Source organism: Solibacillus palustris (genome assembly GCF_022549215.1).
Classification (GTDB): domain Bacteria; phylum Bacillota; class Bacilli; order Bacillales_A; family Planococcaceae; genus Solibacillus; species Solibacillus daqui.
The window spans coordinates 1,213,773-1,231,872 of record NZ_JAKZFC010000001.1; the positions used below are offsets into that span (position 1 = coordinate 1,213,773).

Below are 18,100 nucleotides of genomic sequence, written 5' to 3' on the forward strand. Positions count from 1 at the left end.
CCAAGTATGAATAAAACGTATACCATCCCATTTTCAGAAGGGCTACATGCTCGTCCGGCTTCGCAGTTTGTGCAGCTAGTACAAGATTTTGATGGACATGTGCAAATTGACAAAGAAGGGAAACGAATCAATGGCAAAAGCGTGATTCATATTATGACGTTAGGTGCAAAAAAAGGCGATCAGTTAACGATCGCTTTAACAGGTGAGGAAACAGCAGAAGCTGAACTATTTGCAAGGTTAGATGATTTTTTCTCTGCATAGCTCTCCTTAAAAGCACTTGTTTTGAAAATAGCGGACAACGCCAATGACAGAAACCCTAAGATTCTGTCATTGCGTGACTGCTCTAATATTGCTTTAGCAAAATATCCCCAACCTCAAAGCTTGCTACCTCGTTTCTTTACCCGCTTCATTATTCAGAACTTTCCCGCTCTATAAAAGCGATATCCATACTTCGCGCAGTGCTGTAAATTTTTTGTTTTTGCTCTGTACCGAATTTCACCGTTTCGTTAATAATGATTTCATCGTTCGCAGTTTGGAAAATGTATTGACCATACGGAAGCTCGTGATGATATTCGTAAATTACTGCTTCTATGTCAGCCCAATTGAAAATTTGCTCATTATTATAGGATTTCAAAATAATTTTTTCGTTTTGAATCGCGTTATAATTCGTTAGCGTCCAGCCACAAAAGCCGATAATTGCAATAATCGTGAGTGTCGCTAGACTGTACGTAAGTTTTGTATGCTTTAATGCTAGTAAGATCAGTGTAGCAACGATCAAAACAAGCGAAGTAAGTGAAATGATTAAGTTGTTTTTCGGTGTCAGTAAGACGATGTTGTCTTTACTAAAGTGTAATGTCTCGGTCATAATAGTCGGTAAGAAAATAGCGAAAATAATGCCTATGAATCCAACAGCAATTGCGATAATACCAATTTTGGCACGTGTTGATTTTTTATTTAACATCAAAACTCCCCCTTAAGTCATTTCCTTATATACGTATTAAATTGATAAAAGTTTCGAATATATGGAATATTTCGATAAATAGAAATCATTACCGAAACATGGGGTTCATGTGCGTTTCGGAGCATTTGCGTGCGCTTTAAGACCCGAGCCCTCGTGATTCGTGGTAAACTAAGGAAGAGAACAGTACAAATGAAAATGGTGATAAAATGAACGAACAAATTACAAAATGTGCGTCACTCGTAAAAGAGATTTATGAAAAAATGGACGCAAGCCATGATTTTCAGCACATCGAACGAGTATATGAAAATGCGTTAACAATTTTAACAGCAGAGCCGCAAGCAAACGAAAAAATCGTGCGTTTAGCGGTGTTATTACATGATGTGAGCGATTCGAAATACGCAGAGACAAAAGAAGATGAGGATCGCATTTTACAGGCGCTTAACTTAACAGACGAAGAAATCCAGCACATTCAAACAGTCATTGCTGAAGTATCGTTTAACGGTGGCAATGAGCTCCCAGCAACAACGATTGAATCAAAAATTGTGCGGGATGCCGATCGATTGGATGCGATTGGTGCGGTGGGAATCGCCCGTACATTCGCTTATGGTGGGGCAAAGGGTCGTAAATTGTATGATGATGCAGAGGAAGCACGTGATGGTATGACGTTAGAAGAGTACCGCACAAAATCAACGGCCAGCGTTACCCATTTTTATGAAAAGCTTCTTCTTTTAAAGGGTTTAATGGTAACAGAAAAAGGGCGCGAAATGGCTGAAGGGCGTCATGCATTTATGGTACAATTTTTACAGCAGCTTAAAAAAGAAAGAGACGGGATTTCATGAGTCATTTAATCGTATCAAATTTAACAAAAACAGTTGGCGATAAAACGCTATTTCAAAATATTGAATTTACCATTTATGAAGGGGAGCGAGCGGGTCTAATCGGGATTAATGGCACAGGGAAATCGACACTATTATCCATTTTAGCCGGTATACAAGATGCGGATGCTATTGAGCTTGACCACCCAAATAAATACCGTATTGCTTATTTAGAGCAAGACCCACAGTTTGAAGCAAATGTAACGGTATTACAGGCAGTGTTCAGCGGGGATTCGCCAATTTTACAATTAAACCGCCAGTATGAGGATATTGTAGCGGCACTTGCGAATGACCCAACGTCCGAAAAGCTACAAAATGAATTGTTCCGCCTACAGCAGCAAATGGACACGGACAATGCATGGGATGTCAACGCATTAGCAAAACAAGCGTTAACAAAGCTTGGCATTGATATGTTTGATAAGGAAGTAACTTCTTTATCAGGTGGTCAGCAAAAGCGAGTGGCTCTTGCAAAAGTATTAATTGAACCAGCAGATCTCTACTTATTAGACGAGCCGACCAACCATCTAGACGTCGCATCAACGGAGTGGCTACAAGAAATGGTATCGCGTTTAAAAGGTGCGGTGATTTTCATTACCCATGACCGATATTTTTTAGATGAAACGGCAACGCATATTTACGAATTAGCGGATCAAACATTATACCGCCATACTGGTTCATACGGAGATTACTTAGAAGCACGTGCGATTCGTGAGGAAATGCAAGCGGCAACACAAGCAAAATTACGCAATCGTTACCGTTCTGAATTACAGTGGATTCGCCGCGGTGCAAAGGCACGAACAACAAAGCAAAAAGCTCGTATTCAGCGCTTTGAGGCATTGGATGATTCCATTGATCGTTCAGGTGAACAAACAGATCTTGAAATGAACTTAGCTACATCACGTCTTGGCAAAAAGGTGTTGGAGTCAGATGCCATCACAAAAACTTATGGCGATCGCACAATTATTAAAGATTTCAGCTTTTTACTACAGCAAGGGGACCGAATTGGCATTATCGGCGCGAACGGTTACGGGAAGTCAACATTACTAAACATGCTTGCTGGCGAAATCGAGCCAGATCAAGGCGAAGTTGTTGTAGGTTCTACAGTTAAACGTTTACACTTTAAGCAGACATTACCGGCGATGAACGAAAAAGCGCGTATGATTGACTATGTGCGTGAAGCATCGAATGATATTACCGATGCAAACGGTGAACGTTTTTCTGCATCTCAAATGCTAGAACGCTTCTTATTCCCATTAAATGTACATGGCACACCGATTAGTAAGCTTTCAGGTGGTGAGCGCAAACGTCTACATTTACTGCGCTTACTTATGGAGCAGCCGAACGTGCTTTTACTAGACGAGCCGACGAATGATTTAGATATTGAAACGCTAGGTGTATTAGAAGACTTTATCGAAAATTTCCCAGGCGTTGTTATTACAATTTCGCATGACCGTTTCTTCTTAGATCGAATTGCGAAAAAGCTTTGGATTTTAGATGGTCAAGGCGGTGTGTCGGAAAGCTTGGAAGTTTACACAGACTATCTAGCGAAAAAAGAAATTGAGCAGCAACAAGTCGCAAAAGAAGTAAAACAAGAAAAAACGAAAGCCGAAAAGCCAAAATCCGAAAAGAAAAAGCTATCCTTCAAAGAGCAAAAGGAATGGGAGACAATTTCGGATGACATTGCCAAGATGGAAGAAAAAATCATGCAGACGGAAGAAGAAATTTCTACAGCTGGCTCAGATTTTACAAGGCTTCAGCAATTAACGGGAGATTTAGAAACTTACAATAACGAATACGAGCAATTAATTGAGCGTTGGAGCTATTTGGACGAAATTGTAAATGGATAGGAGCGCTTACTATATGAAAATATTATCAATCGAGCCAACACCAAGTCCAAATTCGATGAAGGTTATCATTGATCAAGACTTACCATTTGGGAAAAGTTTTAACTATACAAAAGACAATATTCGAGAGGCTTCTTCTGAGTTACAAGCGATTTTTGCGGTTGAAGGTGTGAAGGGCATTTATCACGTATCGAACTTTCTAGCAATTGAACGTAATGCGAAATATGCATGGGAAAATATTTTAGCCGATATTCGTCGTACTATTGGTGGCGAAGAGACTGAAGGTAAGGAACAGCAAATTAACGAGCATTACGGAGAAGTAAATGTACACGTACAAATGTACAAGGCCATTCCACTGCAAATTAAAGCATTTGATGGTGAAGGAGAAATACGTATTAGCGCAGGCGACCGTTTTACGATTGCATTTAAGCATCTACAATTTAAAGTGGCAGAGGACAACTTCATTTTAGAGCGTAAATGGGTGGACTTCGGCGTGCGCTATGGTGATAAAGAGCAAGTGGCACAGGAAGTATTAAAAGAAGTGGACGCGCTATATCCACAAGACCGTGTGGAATCGATCGTCGAAAACGTCAATACCGAAGTTGTAACAGCTGCACAAGAACGTAAAGAAGTAACGCTTGAAGCATACATGCAAGTGGAGGACTGGCAACAGCGCTTCCAACTGCTTGACCAACTACCTGATCCCGAGGTGAAGGATATTCCGCTATTAGAAAAAGCGTTAGAAGATGAGCAAATGTCAATTCGTCGTCTTGCTACAGTTTATTTAGGAATGATTGAGGACGAGGCGGTCGTTCCAGCGTTGACGAAAGCACTGAATGATAAGAGTGCGGCCGTGCGCCGAACAGCAGGGGATTGTATGAGTGATTTAGGTCTAGAAAGCTTTGAACCTGCAATGATTGCAGCACTAACGGATAAAAATAAGCTAGTGCGCTGGCGTGCGGCAATGTACTTATATGAAGTAGGGACAGAAGTAGCGGTAGAGGCTTTAAAAGTTGCGAGTACCGATAAAGAGTTTGAAGTGAAATTGCAGGCGAAAATGGCGCTAGCGCGTATTGAGGGCGGCGAGGAAGCAAAAGGCTCTGTTTGGAAGCAAATGACGGAAAGCCGTAAATAATCGTTCGAAAATATTGAAACCTATTGAGCAGTTGAGACTTGCTTAATAGGTTTTTTTGAGTTTGATAAACTTAATTTTTAATGGGTTTTTAACCATAAAGCATAAGAAATGAAAGTGAATTATGTAGAAATTTGTCGAATGAATGTTGTAGACGTTCCCGTGAAAAATATTCACTTATTGAGATATTTGTTATATATTTACAGAATGGACACAATGAAGGAGATGAAGGTTTAATGGAGTTGTTACAGAATGAGCGATTGTTGGAAAATCCAGTTAGTTTAGAAACTAAGCGGATGGAAAAGCTTTTATCACTTTTAGACTCTTTTAAAATGAATCATTCACAACTATTCACGAAAGAGGATGCTTGCTTAATTACATATGACATTTGGACATTGTTAGAACTTGGCGGAGATTACGAAGAGAAAATCAATAATGAAGATGTTAATAAAAAAAATTGGCGCTTATTTTTACTAAATTTTTTTGCAGCAAATGGATTGGACAAAGATTCCGTGTTTACACAATATGATAGCACCGAGAAGCGATTTTTTACTGCGTTATTTATTGTAAAAAAGCTAATATCAGGTCATTTATCACAACTAGAGAAATTATGGAAAGTACAAGAGCACAGTGAAACGATTCAATCAATGAATAGTATTGATAAAAAATTGGAAATCCTGCAGCAAAGATTATTTAAAGAAATACAAAATAAGTGGTATATTCATTTGTTCAAATACAAGACTGAATTCCAAAATATTCTTGTACAAGTTGAAAGGCAGCAAAACGCGGTTGAACAAATATTAGGTCCAGAAATTTGGAAAACAATTGATGAAAATCATTTTGTTATGCTTATGAAATCAATTGAATCTAATCACTTTGCAGAGCTTCTCTTTTGGAAAGAAAAAATTGAGAAAACAGAATTTGTAACAAATCAATCCAACCAAAATTGTTCCTACATTCTTTGTGTGCAGCAAGATGTGTCTATGCGTGAATATATTAACATACAAACTGCAATTGTCCTCCAATTAATAAAATCAATCCAGAAAAACGAACAGAATTTCATAATTGTTCCCTTTGCTCAAACCATTGAACGCGAGATGGTTGCGTTAAAAGGGATGTTTAATATGGACCGTTATTATGATTTGAATCAGCCATTTCAATCTAAAAATGAGCCAATAAATTATAAAAATGCACTGAATTATGCGTTATTGATGTTGAAGCTGGAGTTATCTCCAAATGAGAATGGTAAAATCTATTTTTTATGCAATGAAATGATCTATAAGCATTTACCACAGGATGAAGAATGGAAAAATGCTGTTGAAAGCCATAAGAAAAATAATAGTATTCAAATTTGTGTAATTTATTTAGGTGGCAAAAATAACTTTAAACCTATATGGTTTGCCGATGAAATTCATTTGGCTGAACAATTTGTTGCGTCAGTAAAAGTGTAATAACTTATAACGAACATTTTTCAATACAAAATTTGGAACCAAGTGCATTTATCTAATAAAATCCGTTCTGCTACGCTACGGGGGACGCTTTCCTGAGGGCGTGGCTGCAACTAACTTGTATGTGCCTCTTACGCTGGCACATACAAGTGGATTTTCCGCACACGCTTAATCCTCTAGGAGTCACCCCCTTCACTTCGCGGCACTCTACTATAAAGTAAAAATTGGTTTAAATTACAAAGAACTTGAACAAATGTGCTAAATCTAGCTCTGTCATTGAAATAAAATAAAAATTAGTCTAAGAATGTTTTTATTTTGAAATAATAAAAGTAGCTAAATTTATCGCTGTAGCAAACCTTTAATCTAAATTTCAATAATAAAACAGAGCAATATTTTATTCAGCACCGCCGCCTCGCGATAGCGCAAGCGGCAACATTGGACTCTTTTAGCTTTATTAAAACGTAACATATTAATTTGGCGGGCCTTGGATGCGGCATTAAAGACAGTAGTATGGACACGTACCACGTGGCCATAATGCTGTCATGCCGTTGCCCGACAAAAATATGTAACACTTCACTTAATACATTTTTTGTTAGCAAATTTGCTGAATGTCAGTAATAAATAAACACTGAAGAGTATGCTTCTGTAGGAGGCATACTTTTCAGTGTTGGGTTAAGAATCAGGCTGTACTTTTTGAACTTTTTGGTCTGGATAAAACACGGTATATATAATACTCCCGAAAATGAGGACAATACCTAATATTTGTAGCATTGACGGTCTAAAGCTCAGTAAAATGGCATCCAGTAAAATGGCTACAACCGGATCAACAAAAACGAGCACCGATACAATTACTGTTGGTAAATCACGAATACTATCAAAAAACAAATAATAGACAAAGCCTGTATGGATGAAGCCCGTGCCAAGAATATACAGCCAATTTGTTGTAGTTAAGCCGTCAAAGACCGTAAAATCACATAGCGGAAACAGCATGACAATTCCGACCGTCGTTTGAATAAACGTTAAAGCATATGAAGATAGTCCGTGAATGGTTTTACTTGTAAACATAGTGAGCGCATAGCAAATTGCCGACAGTAACGCCCAAACAAAGCCCGAATTCATAAATTGAGAAATACTTGAGAAGTTATCAATACCAACAATTAATATGCTACCTAAGAAGCAAACAACCGTTGCTAAAATTGACCGTACCCCCATTTTTTCTGCTAGTAAAACCGAGCCAAGCATGAGGACGAAAATCGGTGCTAAATTGTAAATCGAAATTGCGATTGAAATAGACATCACTTCAAAAGCTTTAAATAAAAACACCCAATTCAGCACGATGAAAATCCCACAAATACACGTTTTAATCACTTCACGTTTGTCCCATTGTTCTGTTTTATGACCACCTGTCAGCAACCATAATCCACCTAAAAACAACGTTGCACAAATACAACGTACAAACACAAGCTCAATTGCAGGGAGTCCTGTATGAATTGTAAAAAATCCAATTGAACCAAAGATGGCCATAGAAAGGGTCAATTTAATCATGGAGCTGGTGTTCATCATTCAACCTACTTTCTGCCTGTTTAGTTGCGAATTTGGCCTTTACCAGTAATATAAAATTTCGTTGATGTTAATGCAGGTAAGCCCATTGGTCCACGTGCATGTAGCTTTTGTGTAGAGATGCCAATTTCTGCACCGTAGCCAAATTCAAAGCCATCTGTAAAGCGTGTTGAAGCATTGTGATAGACTGCGGCAGCGTCAACTGAATTTAAAAATACCTCTGCATTTTGTACATCTTCTGTAATAATTGCTTCTGAGTGATTTGTTCCAAATTTATTAATATGATGCACTGCTTCATAGACGTTTTCGACAACCTTAATGCTTAACGTACATGCTAAAAATTCTTCCGCATAATGTTCATCTTTTGCTGGCAAAGCTGCATTCAATGCGCGGCATACTTGTTCGTCACCGTAAATTTTAATACCTAACTCCCCATGTAAATAATGTAGGAATGCTTTACCGTGCAAATGGAAGAAGTCCTCGTGCATTAGTAAGCTTTCTGTTGTATTACATACCGAAAGACGCTGCGTTTTTGAATTTTTTAAAATTGTTTTAGCCATGTCAACATTAGCGAAATTGTCTAAATAGACATGGCAGTTACCTGCGCCGGTTTCAAGAACGGGAACTGTCGATTCACGTACTACTAAATCGATTAAGTTTTTTCCACCACGCGGAATCAGTACATCTAAATAGTCGGTCATTGTGAACAATGTTTTTGCTGTTTCACGGCTGGTATCTTCGATCAATTGCACGGCATCAACTGGATAGTTTGCTTTTTCTAATGCGCGGTGAATCGAGGCAACAAGTGCCATATTCGAATTTTTTGCCGATGAACTTCCACGCAAAATAACGGCATTACCTGTTTTTAACGAAAGGGTAGCAGCATCGACCGTTACATTTGGACGTGCCTCGTAAATCATACCGACAACACCAAGTGGAACGCGCTTTTTCGTAATATGTAGGCCGTTTTCCTTTGTAATGTCTTCAAGTACTTCTCCAACTGGGTCTGGTAAATCAATCAGTTGTAAAATGGCGTCACTCATCGCTTGTACGCGTTCTATATTTAATAATAGGCGGTCTAGTGTAGAGGAATCTACCTGGTTTTCTTGCCCTGCGATGATATCCAGTTCATTGGCAGCTAAAATTTCGTTCAAATCCATTAATAATTGTGTGGCGATGTGTTTTAATGCATCATTTTTTTGTTTTGTTGAGCAAATATTTGTTTTATAGCTTGCGATTTTTGCGCGTTTTCCTTTTTCAATTACTTCGTTTGTCATTGTTGCTCCCCCCTTAATTTTTCACCCAATGATTGCGGTGGATAACTTCGATTGGTGCGTTTGAAAGCTCATCAGTACGTTTGCCCATTGCCTGCTCTAGTTCTTTTGCTGAATATAAAACTTCCCCACGGCCAATACATGTATGACGGTCATATACTTCGACAACATCGCCTCGATTGAATTGTCCTTCAAAGGCGTATATACCAGCAGGAAGTAGGCTTTTCCCACCGTGTTGCAGGGCATTGACAGCACCTTCATCGATAAATAGCTTGCCTGAAGCCTCTGTAAGTGTAACCCATTGTTTATTCGTGGGAATGGCCTTGTCACTTCGTTTGAAATACGTGCCATCACCATTGTTATCTAAAATTTCAATTAATTTAAGTGATCCGAAACCTGTACCGATAAAGACATCTACTCCGGCATTCATTGCAAATTTTGCGGCAGCAAGTTTTGACTGCATACCACCTGTACCAACTTTTGAACCAGAGCCTTTAGCGTAGCCAAGCATTTCATCGGTAATTTCTTCAATGAGTGAAATACGTTGTGCATCTGGATTGGTTAGTGGATTGGCTGTGTAGAGTCCATTGACATCCGTTAAAATAATGAGCTGGTCGGCATGGACTAAACCACTCACTAAAGCCGATAGCATATCATTATCGCCAAATGTTAATTCAGCTACAGATACTGTGTCATTTTCATTGATAATTGGAATGATTGAGCGCTCAAGTAGCTCAGATAATGTTTCGTATGCATTTTTATAACGCTTTTTATCGCTAAAGTCAGAGCGTGTCAATAAGATTTGCGCTGGGATATTGCCATAGCATGCGAATTCGTCTGCATAGGCTTGAATAAGTACGCTCTGTCCAACGGCTGCTGCTGCTTGCTTGCCCTTGATTGTTACGGGACGAGATGAGTAACCTAATTTACGAAAGCCTGCAGCAACTGCTCCCGATGAAACTAAGATGACTTCATGGCCAGCTCCTTTTAATTTTGCAAGCGCTGCGACGTGATCGGTGAATTTTTGTTCGTCAATTTCACCTTTTGTATTTGTTAAAGAACTGCTACCAATTTTGACGACGACGCGTTTTCGTTCCATAAAATTGCCTCCATTTCCATCATAAACAATAAAAAAGCACTTTTCCTCCTAATGCATAGGACGAAAAGTGCTGTAACTTCCGTGGTACCACCTAAATTGAATGTTAAAAACATTCCACTTCATCTCATAACGCTGAGCCGGCGCCTAAATTTATTAGGAGCATGTCGAAGTAGGTTCGGTAGGTTTTGCTATGCCATTCTTTCAGCCGCTGGAATGTGCTCTCTTTTCTAGCCAAGTGCTACGTACTATTCTTTGAGTAAGCCTTTATTTTCTAATAGCATGCCCGATTGAATGGGATTTGTCAATATCATTTAAAAAATAGTATCGTGAATAATAATTCTACAATTCCATGAAATATTTGATGTTTTGTCAATTTTGATGGGGGAAATTGTTCAAATAAACGTTTTCCATTGAAAATTTTGCAAAAACTGCACTTTGTCAATGTAGCACGAAATTTTTATGGTGGAGTTACCTAGGAATAACAAGTTGTGCACAGCTCAAAGGAATGCAGCATAATGCAAGAAATCGATGAGTGCATTGGCGAGTTTGAGTATTTGATTTTACGTGTGATTGCGAAGTACAAACTATTTCAGGATAAAGAAAACTATATGCAGATAGGGCGGTTAGCCATTTGGAAGGCGGCCAAGGAGTTTGATGAAACAAAAGGAAATTTTGAAATGTATGCCTATATGCTGATTAAATTTGCGATTCTTCGCGAATTTAATGGTAATTTGAAGGTGACTGAACATGAAACAGCTACAGAGGATGACAAGTTGTCATATTTGTGCAATACAGCTTCAGACCAATTACCGTTTACAATGGAACGGCCGGATTGGTATTATCACCTATTCCCAGATCATCAACGATTGATTGAGCTACTTTATTATGAAGGCCATTCAATGCGTGATGCAGCAAAACTAGAAGGCATTTCGTACGAGCTGATGAAAAAACGTAGAAGTAAAATGCTGAAAAATATTCGGACAATGATACAAAAAAAGGATGGGCAAGTACCCATCCTGTGAATTATTGATTAACGGTATTTAAAAATGCGTTACGTTGTTCTTCCGTTTGTTGAATACCAGCTACTAGCATTGCACCTACACGATAATCAGCTTGGCCTTTCTCAACAACGTATTGTAAATTAACGGATTGAACTTTGTCATTAACTTTGCAATCACCTTTAAATTCAACGACGTGCTCCATCATTTTCGTTTGGAAATACTCCCATTTACTCTTTTCACAATAGTTTTTGAGGGCAACTTCAGTTGTGATGTTACTATTTTCGACAACTGGAGCTGCCTGTATGTATTGAACATATTCGTTATCTGTCACGGGCTTTTTTGGTCCAAAAAAGAAAATAAACACCCCTAAAACAGCAATTGGAATAATCCAAAAAATTGTTCGTTTATATTTCCCCATATAAAAACTCCCCCTTTGTACATATGTAGTATAACATCTGGATGGATATATTTTCTACATCAACATAATAAAGTTCTCGTTCATGTTGAAAGTTTATATAGATGTTGGTGAAGGTAGTGCCATACGTATGTTCGGTTTTAGTTTGCAAATTGTGTGATTCAACTTATACTAAAGGTAGATAAGGGGGAGGATTGCATGCCTAAAGCATTGCTCATTGCTGAGAAGCCTTCACTCATGCGTGATATCGAAAAAGTATATAAAAAAATGAATTTACCATACACGATAGATTTTGCGAGCTTTGTAGGACATGTCGTGGAGTTGAAAGAGCCGCATGAATATAAGCCGGAATGGAAGAAATGGGATTTAAATTTGCTGCCAATGATGCCTGAGCGATATGAATTCCGTGTGAAAAAAACAGCTGGGAGTGTTTACCGCAATATTGCTGACCAGCTAAAGCAAGGTCGCTATGATTTCGTAATAAATGCGTGTGATGCAGGGATGGAAGGTGAAAATATCTTCTATTCATTTTACAAAAAAGCGAATTGCACATTGCCAGTAAAGCGTTTTTGGACATCGCAAACGACTGAGCCTGCGATTCGAGAGTCACTTGAAAATTTAATTGATGAGAATGATGTGCTCATAAAAAATTTGCGCAATGCCGCGATGTATCGCATGATTTTTGATTGGCTAGTTGGTTTGAATTTAACACGTGCTGCAACGGTAAAAGGCGGACGTACAATTAAAGTGGGGCGTGTTATGACACCAACATTAGCCATTGTCGTTCAGCGTGAGCTAGAAATTCGTAATTTTGTGCCGCAGCCATATTTTCAAATTGAACTTGATTTAGGTAACGTCAAGGCAACTTGGTTTGATCCGAAAACAAAGTCAAATAAAATCGCAACACTTGAACAGGCACAGGAGGTTTTGCAGCGCTTGGCAGCTGAGGCAGTAGTTGTAGACGTAAAGACCGAGCGAAAAACGATGTATGCGCCAAGCCTGCATTCGTTACTTGAGCTACAAAAGGAAGCCAATCGCTTATACGGCATGACATCTGCTGAAACGCTAAAGGCCGCACAAAGTTTATATGAAACGCGAAAGCTAGTGACGTACCCTCGTACTGAATCACAGCATTTACCTACAAATTTTGCGAAAACGATTGACCGTAATTTAACTGCGATTCAATCGATGCCCCAATATTCTGAGCTAACATCTTCTATATTAAATGACCGAGCACGCATACAAAAAGTCCAATATTCGAAAAAATATGTGGATGACAAGAAGTTAACGGATCATCATGCCATAACCGTTACTGAAGTCAAACTTGGTCAAAAGAAACTAACGCCCCAAGAGGATAAAATTTATCAGCTCATCGTCAAACGTTTGCTTGCCATTTTTATGGACCCATATATAATTGATAAAACACAAGTGGTGTTCACTTGTGGTGGGGAGCATTTTAAAGCATCGGGAAATGTCATAGTTGATGAAGGTTACACAGTGTTATATAAAGCGCATAAAAAGAAACAAACAGAAACACCATTACCAGCACTCCAAAGTGGAGAGCAACGAATGGTTAAGGATGCTAAAGTCCATTCTAAAGTAACTGAGCCGCCTGCACGTTATACCGATAGTACATTATTGGATGCGATGTTTCATGCGGGTCGCTTTGTAGAAGATAAGGCACTTCAAGAAATTTTAAAAGATGCAGAAGGAATTGGGACATCAGCTACGCGTGCTGAAATTTTAGAAAAGCTATTTGCGATTGGTATGCTAGTACGAGATGGGAAATCCATTGTAGCAACACAGTTTGGTATTGATGTGATTGAAAGCATGAAGCACCATGATATTGTGTCGCCTGTATTAACCGCTATTTGGAGCAAAAAACTGAAGGATATTGTGGATGGCACACTAAGCTCGCGCCAATTTTATGAGGAGATGCAGCGTTATATTGTTGCAACGACAGAAAGCTTTAAAGCCATTGACATGGAAGTGGCAGAGAAGGAAATTGTAGTAGTTGGCAAATGTCAAAAATGTGGTGGACAGGTTGTAGAAGGTTTTAAAGGCTACCAGTGTACGACAAAGGGCTGCAAGTTTTTCATTTCGAAAACGTTAATGAAAGCAAAAATTATGGTGAATGATGCGAAAAAGCTATTGGCAGGTAAAGAAACACGCGAAATCCGCTTCACCTGGAAAAGTGGGAAAAAGGGAAAGGCAAAATTGAAGCTCGAAAATGACCAACTACAATTTGTCTTTTCACAACCGAAGAAATAATTCCAATAAAATTAGAAAGCAACCATTTTTCCTATTGAGAGGTGGTTGCTTTCCTTAATGAAAATAATTGTTAGTATTCCATCATTTCAATCGAAAAATCACACCAATTTGTAAAAATACAATATAATATATTGACAAATGTAAAAAAAATTCGTATTTTGACTAAATAGATTATGAATTTCCAGAATAGTCTTGACCGCATTAGGATATGTTTGTACACTGTGTAAAGTCAAATGTTTTTTCGGTAAGTACAAATATCAATTTTGAGAGTAAGGATCTGATGAGATGATAGTATGTAAGTTTGGAGGCACATCTGTAGCAAGTGCAGAACAAATTAAAAAAGTAGCAAACATTGTGAAATCTAATCCTGAAAGAAAGATTGTCGCTGTCTCCGCTCCTGGTAAGCGTTCAAGCGACGATATTAAGGTGACAGATTTATTAATCGATTTAGCAGAGACGGCTTTAGCTGGCGGTGATGTAGAGTCAAAAATTAACGGTGTAGTAAATCGATACCGAGATATTACTGACGGACTTGGTTTAGACAATACGATGATGAATGTAATCGCAGCGGATTTAAGTGAGCGTGTTCAGGCAGATCGTTCAAATAAAGATTTATTCATCGATAGCATAAAAGCAAGTGGTGAAGACAATAACGCAAAATTAATCGCAAGCTACTTCAACTCAATTGGTATGCCTGCAAAATATGTTAGCCCAAAAGAGGGACTTGTTTTAAATGATTTACCTGAGCGCACTTATGCATTACCTGAAGCGTATGTAAACTTAAGTAAATTAAAGGACACAAAAGAAATTATTATTTTCCCTGGCTTCTTTGGCTATACAAAAGAGGGAATTTTACGTACATTCGACCGTGGTGGCTCGGATATTACAGGCTCGATTTTAGCGTCAGCAGTTGGCGCAACCTTATATGAAAACTTTACGGATGTGGACTGTGTTTTTGCGGCGAACCCGAAAGTTGTCAATGATCCAGTAGATATTAAAGAAATTACGTACCGTGAAATGCGTGAATTATCGTATGCGGGCTTCTCGGTTTTCCATGACGAAGCATTAATGCCAGTATACAAGCAAGGTATTCCGGTAAATATTAAAAATACAAACAATCCTTCAGCTCCAGGCACGCGAATTTTACCAACACGAATTCAAACAAATCGCCCGGTTACAGGTATTTCGGCAGACGGAGGCTTTTCAATCCTTTACGTGTCAAAATATTTAATGAACCGCGAAGTTGGCTTCGGTCGTAAGCTTCTACAAATTATTGAAGAAGAAAATATTTCATATGAACATACGCCATCTGGTTTAGATGATATTTCGGTTATCATGCGTTCAAATCAGCTAACTCCAGAAAAAGAAGAGCGTATTGTGGCACGTGTAAAAACTGAATTATGTGCAGATGATGTCCATTTCAGTCATAATTTCTCAATGATTGTGATTGTGGGCGAAGGTATGCGTCATAATACAGGTCTTGCGGCGCGCGCGGCAACAGCGATTTCAAATACTGGGGCAAATATTGAAATGATTAATCAAGGTTCATCAGAGGTAAGCTTAGTATTTGGCGTCCGCTCTGAATTCGAGGACCGCATTTTAAAAGGACTTTACGAAGAGTTTTTTGCAAAAATTCCAATTTCTTGAAAGCGTAAGGATGAGTCGAATCCGTAATGGGTTCGGCTTTTTTTCTTGTCTTTTAAACTGATGCATGTGAGAATAGACGCACGTACTATTAATCGGAGGAAACGCATGAAAATCGAAATCTTCTCGGACTTTTCTTGTCCATTTTGCTATATAAGCAAAACAAAATTATTTAATGCAATTCAAGAGTTAGGTTTGCAGCATCAAGTTGAAATAGAATATAAGGCATATCAACTGAAGCCAGATGCCTCAAAAACGGAAACGTGCAACTACAAAGAGGAAATGATGCAACGTTTCCAAGGTCGTCAATTCAAAATGCAAGAAGCGATCGACGCAGTTCATGCGCATGCAAATGAGGTAGGACTTACGTACAATGTAGATGAAATCAAAATCGCCAATACCGAAAATGCGCACCGCTTAGCAAAATTAGCAGCTACATTTAACGTAGCTGATGCCTTTATAGAGCATGTGATGAATGGTTATTTTTCAAATGGCTTTGATATGAATGACACCTCAGCGTTAATTGACATAATTGTATCATTAGGTATCCCAAGAGAACACGCAAAGCAAGTGATTGATGAGCAGCTATTTTCTGAAGAGCTTGCACAAGACCGCTATGATGCTCAACAGTTACAAATTTCGAGTGTACCATTTATGGTTTTTGAAAATGCATATGGCATTAAAGGTGTGGAGCCACTTGAAATTTATATGAAAACATTAAAGCAAGCGCAAGGAATCGCTAAAAAGCGAATAACTGTCATTGAAAGCGATGCAGTCTGTAGTAATGATGGCTGTAAAATTTAGCAACAAAATTAAAATTAGTTATTAAGGGGTCTTTCATGCAACTATTTACGTATAAAGCACTTGGCGATATTAAATCAACGAATCCGCAGCCTATTAGAAATGAGGCAGGCGAGCAAGAACAGTTAGTAGAGCGCGTTTATGATAATGGCTTAAAAAGGTTTCTAGACGGTTATTTTGACTACCGCTATTTTTTAAAGTATCGCGTGACGAACAATGACGGAGCGCCAATTTTTGAAGCAAAGAAAATTTTCCGTAGAGGTAAAGTATGGTTTGAAGGGAAAGATTTTGTTTCTAATGAAACATATAGGATCAATTATGAAAATTGGCGAATTGGTGTGCCTGAATTGTTTGTAAGCGGCCCAAATTTTAATATGAAAATCGATAAAGAGATGGAAGACTGGTCAAACTTCATTGTAGAAGATGAAATCATTGCACGGTGGAAGGCTAACTATGATGAGGCAAGTGACGAATTTACAGTAATGCTTGAATTGTCAGAAGCCGCACCGGTTCAAAATACTGCATTCTACATCGCGATTGCACAGGCAACATTATTTATCGGAGTATAGGAGAAATATATGAACGTTGTATTTGTATTAACTGAAACAGCAGAAGAAGTGCTACATATGGTTTCTAATGATGTCGCAGGTCTTCTAGCGGCAGTCAAAGGAGACAGTGTGTCATTTCCTTTTGGCACGTACCAATATGATAGCCACACATTAGATCACTATTTATTAGAAGATGGCTCATATCAGCAAGAGCTCGTCGTGTATTTAAAGCCTGAACAAAAGAAAGGCGAGACCGTACTTCCATTACCACAAGTAGATCAACCGATTTATTAACTTGCTTCAGCTAACTGGCTGAATCAAGTTAAGCCCCGGCGGGTGTCACAGATTTTTCAAGGGAGTTTTTCAAGCGAGCTTGAAAAAAATCTGGACGCAATTACGCCGAGGCGTAATTGATTGGATAGGAACATAAATGTTTCTTAAAAAAGGAAATTCATATCACCTGCTCGAATGTATTGTACATACAAGTCGGGTAGGTGATTTTTTGGAGCAATTGAGTTTATTTCAAATTGTCGATGAGGTGCGAAAGCCGAAATTTTTAGTATTAGAACGGGTGATGGTGCGGTTAATTGATGAAGAAATCGATAGCGAAACTCATCATTATCGTAAATACTACGAGCCGCATATAGTAAATAAAGTGGGCGAAGTGCTACAAATTATTGTAACGACACAAGGTATTACCTATGAAGTCGATATATATGGCACGAAATATTATTTACTAGAGGAGGAGCTGGTTGGATTATAGGGGTTTGTATGTGGATAATTTTAGGAATATTTTGAAACTTTATCGGTTCTCCACTCGTAAGTAAGGAGAATGGAGGGAGCTAGATGGTAAAATTGAACATTTTTAAAATCGGGTTTGTCGCAATCTTGCTAGTGGTTTTCATCGGATTTGGCATTATGTTGACGAATGTAACGATTTACACAACAGCCGACTTAGAATCACAGCAAATTATTGAAGAAAATGATAACTATTATTTATTATTCGATGATAGAAAATTGAAATTAAGTGAAAACTCACTAAAGCAACTGGAGTTGGATAAATTTCCAACATACAAATTAACATATTCATACAATAAATTAATTGAAAATAAAGGAAAAGTTTTGCGCCTCGAAGTATATGGAAAGCAAGTACCTTAAATTTCAAACTGCTCATTAGGCATCAAGTGAAACTCAATTTCTTCACAATTTATGCCACTTTCCACCAAA

At 38.4% G+C, this 18,100-nt stretch carries 18 protein-coding genes; 13 read left to right on the plus strand and 5 right to left on the minus strand.

What is annotated here, in order from left to right; all coding sequences use genetic code 11:
- The first annotated feature begins 6 nt into the window (after positions 1-6).
- On the plus strand, positions 7-261 hold the full coding sequence (locus LZ480_RS05775) for an HPr family phosphocarrier protein (protein WP_241368426.1): 255 nt from the start codon (positions 7-9) through the stop codon (positions 259-261).
- Positions 262-409: 148 nt separating this feature from the next.
- Here LZ480_RS05775 and LZ480_RS05780 read toward each other — a convergent pair whose 3' ends face one another.
- A complete protein-coding gene (locus LZ480_RS05780) occupies positions 410-961 on the minus strand; it encodes a hypothetical protein (protein WP_241368427.1) in 552 nt (183 codons plus the stop codon).
- Positions 962-1,167: 206 nt separating this feature from the next.
- On the opposite strand from LZ480_RS05780, the gene LZ480_RS05785 reads away from it, so the two are divergent.
- From LZ480_RS05785 to LZ480_RS05800, 4 genes are all read left to right on the plus strand, one after another.
- Positions 1,168-1,800 (plus strand): HD domain-containing protein, encoded by a 633-nt coding sequence (locus LZ480_RS05785; RefSeq protein WP_241368428.1) that lies wholly within the window; start codon positions 1,168-1,170, stop codon positions 1,798-1,800.
- A complete protein-coding gene (locus LZ480_RS05790; protein ID WP_241368429.1) occupies positions 1,797-3,683 on the plus strand; it encodes an ABC-F family ATP-binding cassette domain-containing protein in 1,887 nt (628 codons plus the stop codon). Before LZ480_RS05785 ends, LZ480_RS05790 begins: the two co-directional genes overlap by 4 nt.
- 13 nt (positions 3,684-3,696) lie before the next feature.
- Positions 3,697-4,815: a conserved virulence factor C family protein gene (locus LZ480_RS05795; RefSeq protein WP_241368430.1), complete on the plus strand. Its 1,119-nt coding sequence runs from the start codon at positions 3,697-3,699 to the stop codon at positions 4,813-4,815.
- A 233-nt stretch (positions 4,816-5,048) separates the two neighbouring features.
- A complete protein-coding gene (locus tag LZ480_RS05800; RefSeq protein ID WP_241368431.1) occupies positions 5,049-6,263 on the plus strand; it encodes a hypothetical protein in 1,215 nt (404 codons plus the stop codon).
- 669 nt (positions 6,264-6,932) lie between these two features.
- Here the strand turns inward: LZ480_RS05800 and LZ480_RS05805 are convergent.
- From LZ480_RS05805 to proB, 3 genes are read right to left on the minus strand one after another with little or no spacing between them, the layout of a single operon-like run.
- Complete coding sequence (locus tag LZ480_RS05805; RefSeq protein ID WP_241368432.1) at positions 6,933-7,820, minus strand: DMT family transporter; 888 nt, start codon at positions 7,818-7,820, stop codon at positions 6,933-6,935.
- A 23-nt stretch (positions 7,821-7,843) separates the two neighbouring features.
- The gene (locus LZ480_RS05810) at positions 7,844-9,097 is read right to left on the minus strand and encodes a glutamate-5-semialdehyde dehydrogenase (RefSeq protein ID WP_241368433.1); all 1,254 of its coding nucleotides are present in this window, start codon (positions 9,095-9,097) and stop codon (positions 7,844-7,846) included.
- Between the two features lie 13 nt (positions 9,098-9,110).
- A complete protein-coding gene (gene proB, locus LZ480_RS05815; protein ID WP_241368434.1) occupies positions 9,111-10,193 on the minus strand; it encodes a glutamate 5-kinase in 1,083 nt (360 codons plus the stop codon).
- A gap of 515 nt (positions 10,194-10,708) precedes the next feature.
- Here proB and LZ480_RS05820 point away from each other — a divergent pair.
- Complete coding sequence (locus LZ480_RS05820) at positions 10,709-11,215, plus strand: sigma factor (RefSeq protein ID WP_241368435.1); 507 nt, start codon at positions 10,709-10,711, stop codon at positions 11,213-11,215.
- A 1-nt stretch (position 11,216) separates the two neighbouring features.
- Here LZ480_RS05820 and LZ480_RS05825 read toward each other — a convergent pair whose 3' ends face one another.
- Positions 11,217-11,612, minus strand: a complete 396-nt coding sequence (locus LZ480_RS05825) for a glucosamine 6-phosphate synthetase (RefSeq protein ID WP_241368436.1) — start codon at positions 11,610-11,612, stop codon at positions 11,217-11,219.
- Positions 11,613-11,807: 195 nt separating this feature from the next.
- On the opposite strand from LZ480_RS05825, the gene LZ480_RS05830 reads away from it, so the two are divergent.
- The 7 genes from LZ480_RS05830 to LZ480_RS05860 all read left to right on the plus strand — a co-directional run bounded on the left by LZ480_RS05830 (position 11,808) and on the right by LZ480_RS05860 (position 18,031).
- Positions 11,808-13,880: a DNA topoisomerase gene (locus tag LZ480_RS05830; RefSeq protein ID WP_241368437.1), complete on the plus strand. Its 2,073-nt coding sequence runs from the start codon at positions 11,808-11,810 to the stop codon at positions 13,878-13,880.
- Positions 13,881-14,165: 285 nt separating this feature from the next.
- Positions 14,166-15,527: an aspartate kinase gene (locus LZ480_RS05835; protein ID WP_241368438.1), complete on the plus strand. Its 1,362-nt coding sequence runs from the start codon at positions 14,166-14,168 to the stop codon at positions 15,525-15,527.
- 105 nt (positions 15,528-15,632) lie between these two features.
- Positions 15,633-16,328, plus strand: a complete 696-nt coding sequence (locus LZ480_RS05840; protein WP_241368439.1) for a DsbA family oxidoreductase — start codon at positions 15,633-15,635, stop codon at positions 16,326-16,328.
- Positions 16,329-16,363: 35 nt separating this feature from the next.
- A complete protein-coding gene (locus tag LZ480_RS05845; RefSeq protein ID WP_241368440.1) occupies positions 16,364-16,894 on the plus strand; it encodes a tubby C-terminal domain-like protein in 531 nt (176 codons plus the stop codon).
- Between the two features lie 9 nt (positions 16,895-16,903).
- Positions 16,904-17,167, plus strand: a complete 264-nt coding sequence (locus LZ480_RS05850; protein WP_241368441.1) for a thymidylate synthase — start codon at positions 16,904-16,906, stop codon at positions 17,165-17,167.
- A gap of 208 nt (positions 17,168-17,375) precedes the next feature.
- Positions 17,376-17,636 (plus strand): hypothetical protein, encoded by a 261-nt coding sequence (locus LZ480_RS05855; RefSeq protein ID WP_241368442.1) that lies wholly within the window; start codon positions 17,376-17,378, stop codon positions 17,634-17,636.
- Positions 17,637-17,719: 83 nt separating this feature from the next.
- Positions 17,720-18,031 (plus strand): hypothetical protein, encoded by a 312-nt coding sequence (locus tag LZ480_RS05860; RefSeq protein ID WP_241368443.1) that lies wholly within the window; start codon positions 17,720-17,722, stop codon positions 18,029-18,031.
- The last annotated feature ends 69 nt before the right edge of the window (positions 18,032-18,100 follow it).

What these genes read in the sequence shown, in the direction of transcription:
- LZ480_RS05775 (WP_241368426.1), top strand. Translation starts at nt 7, where the DNA reads ATGAATAAAACGTATACCATCCCATTTTCAGAAGGGCTACATGCTCGT.
- LZ480_RS05780 (WP_241368427.1), bottom strand. Translation starts at nt 961, where the DNA reads ATGTTAAATAAAAAATCAACACGTGCCAAAATTGGTATTATCGCAATT.
- LZ480_RS05785 (WP_241368428.1), top strand. Translation starts at nt 1,168, where the DNA reads ATGAACGAACAAATTACAAAATGTGCGTCACTCGTAAAAGAGATTTAT.
- LZ480_RS05790 (WP_241368429.1), top strand. Translation starts at nt 1,797, where the DNA reads ATGAGTCATTTAATCGTATCAAATTTAACAAAAACAGTTGGCGATAAA.
- LZ480_RS05795 (WP_241368430.1), top strand. Translation starts at nt 3,697, where the DNA reads ATGAAAATATTATCAATCGAGCCAACACCAAGTCCAAATTCGATGAAG.
- LZ480_RS05800 (WP_241368431.1), top strand. Translation starts at nt 5,049, where the DNA reads ATGGAGTTGTTACAGAATGAGCGATTGTTGGAAAATCCAGTTAGTTTA.
- LZ480_RS05805 (WP_241368432.1), bottom strand. Translation starts at nt 7,820, where the DNA reads ATGAACACCAGCTCCATGATTAAATTGACCCTTTCTATGGCCATCTTT.
- LZ480_RS05810 (WP_241368433.1), bottom strand. Translation starts at nt 9,097, where the DNA reads ATGACAAACGAAGTAATTGAAAAAGGAAAACGCGCAAAAATCGCAAGC.
- proB (WP_241368434.1), bottom strand. Translation starts at nt 10,193, where the DNA reads ATGGAACGAAAACGCGTCGTCGTCAAAATTGGTAGCAGTTCTTTAACA.
- LZ480_RS05820 (WP_241368435.1), top strand. Translation starts at nt 10,709, where the DNA reads ATGCAAGAAATCGATGAGTGCATTGGCGAGTTTGAGTATTTGATTTTA.
- LZ480_RS05825 (WP_241368436.1), bottom strand. Translation starts at nt 11,612, where the DNA reads ATGGGGAAATATAAACGAACAATTTTTTGGATTATTCCAATTGCTGTT.
- LZ480_RS05830 (WP_241368437.1), top strand. Translation starts at nt 11,808, where the DNA reads ATGCCTAAAGCATTGCTCATTGCTGAGAAGCCTTCACTCATGCGTGAT.
- LZ480_RS05835 (WP_241368438.1), top strand. Translation starts at nt 14,166, where the DNA reads ATGATAGTATGTAAGTTTGGAGGCACATCTGTAGCAAGTGCAGAACAA.
- LZ480_RS05840 (WP_241368439.1), top strand. Translation starts at nt 15,633, where the DNA reads ATGAAAATCGAAATCTTCTCGGACTTTTCTTGTCCATTTTGCTATATA.
- LZ480_RS05845 (WP_241368440.1), top strand. Translation starts at nt 16,364, where the DNA reads ATGCAACTATTTACGTATAAAGCACTTGGCGATATTAAATCAACGAAT.
- LZ480_RS05850 (WP_241368441.1), top strand. Translation starts at nt 16,904, where the DNA reads ATGAACGTTGTATTTGTATTAACTGAAACAGCAGAAGAAGTGCTACAT.
- LZ480_RS05860 (WP_241368443.1), top strand. Translation starts at nt 17,720, where the DNA reads ATGGTAAAATTGAACATTTTTAAAATCGGGTTTGTCGCAATCTTGCTA.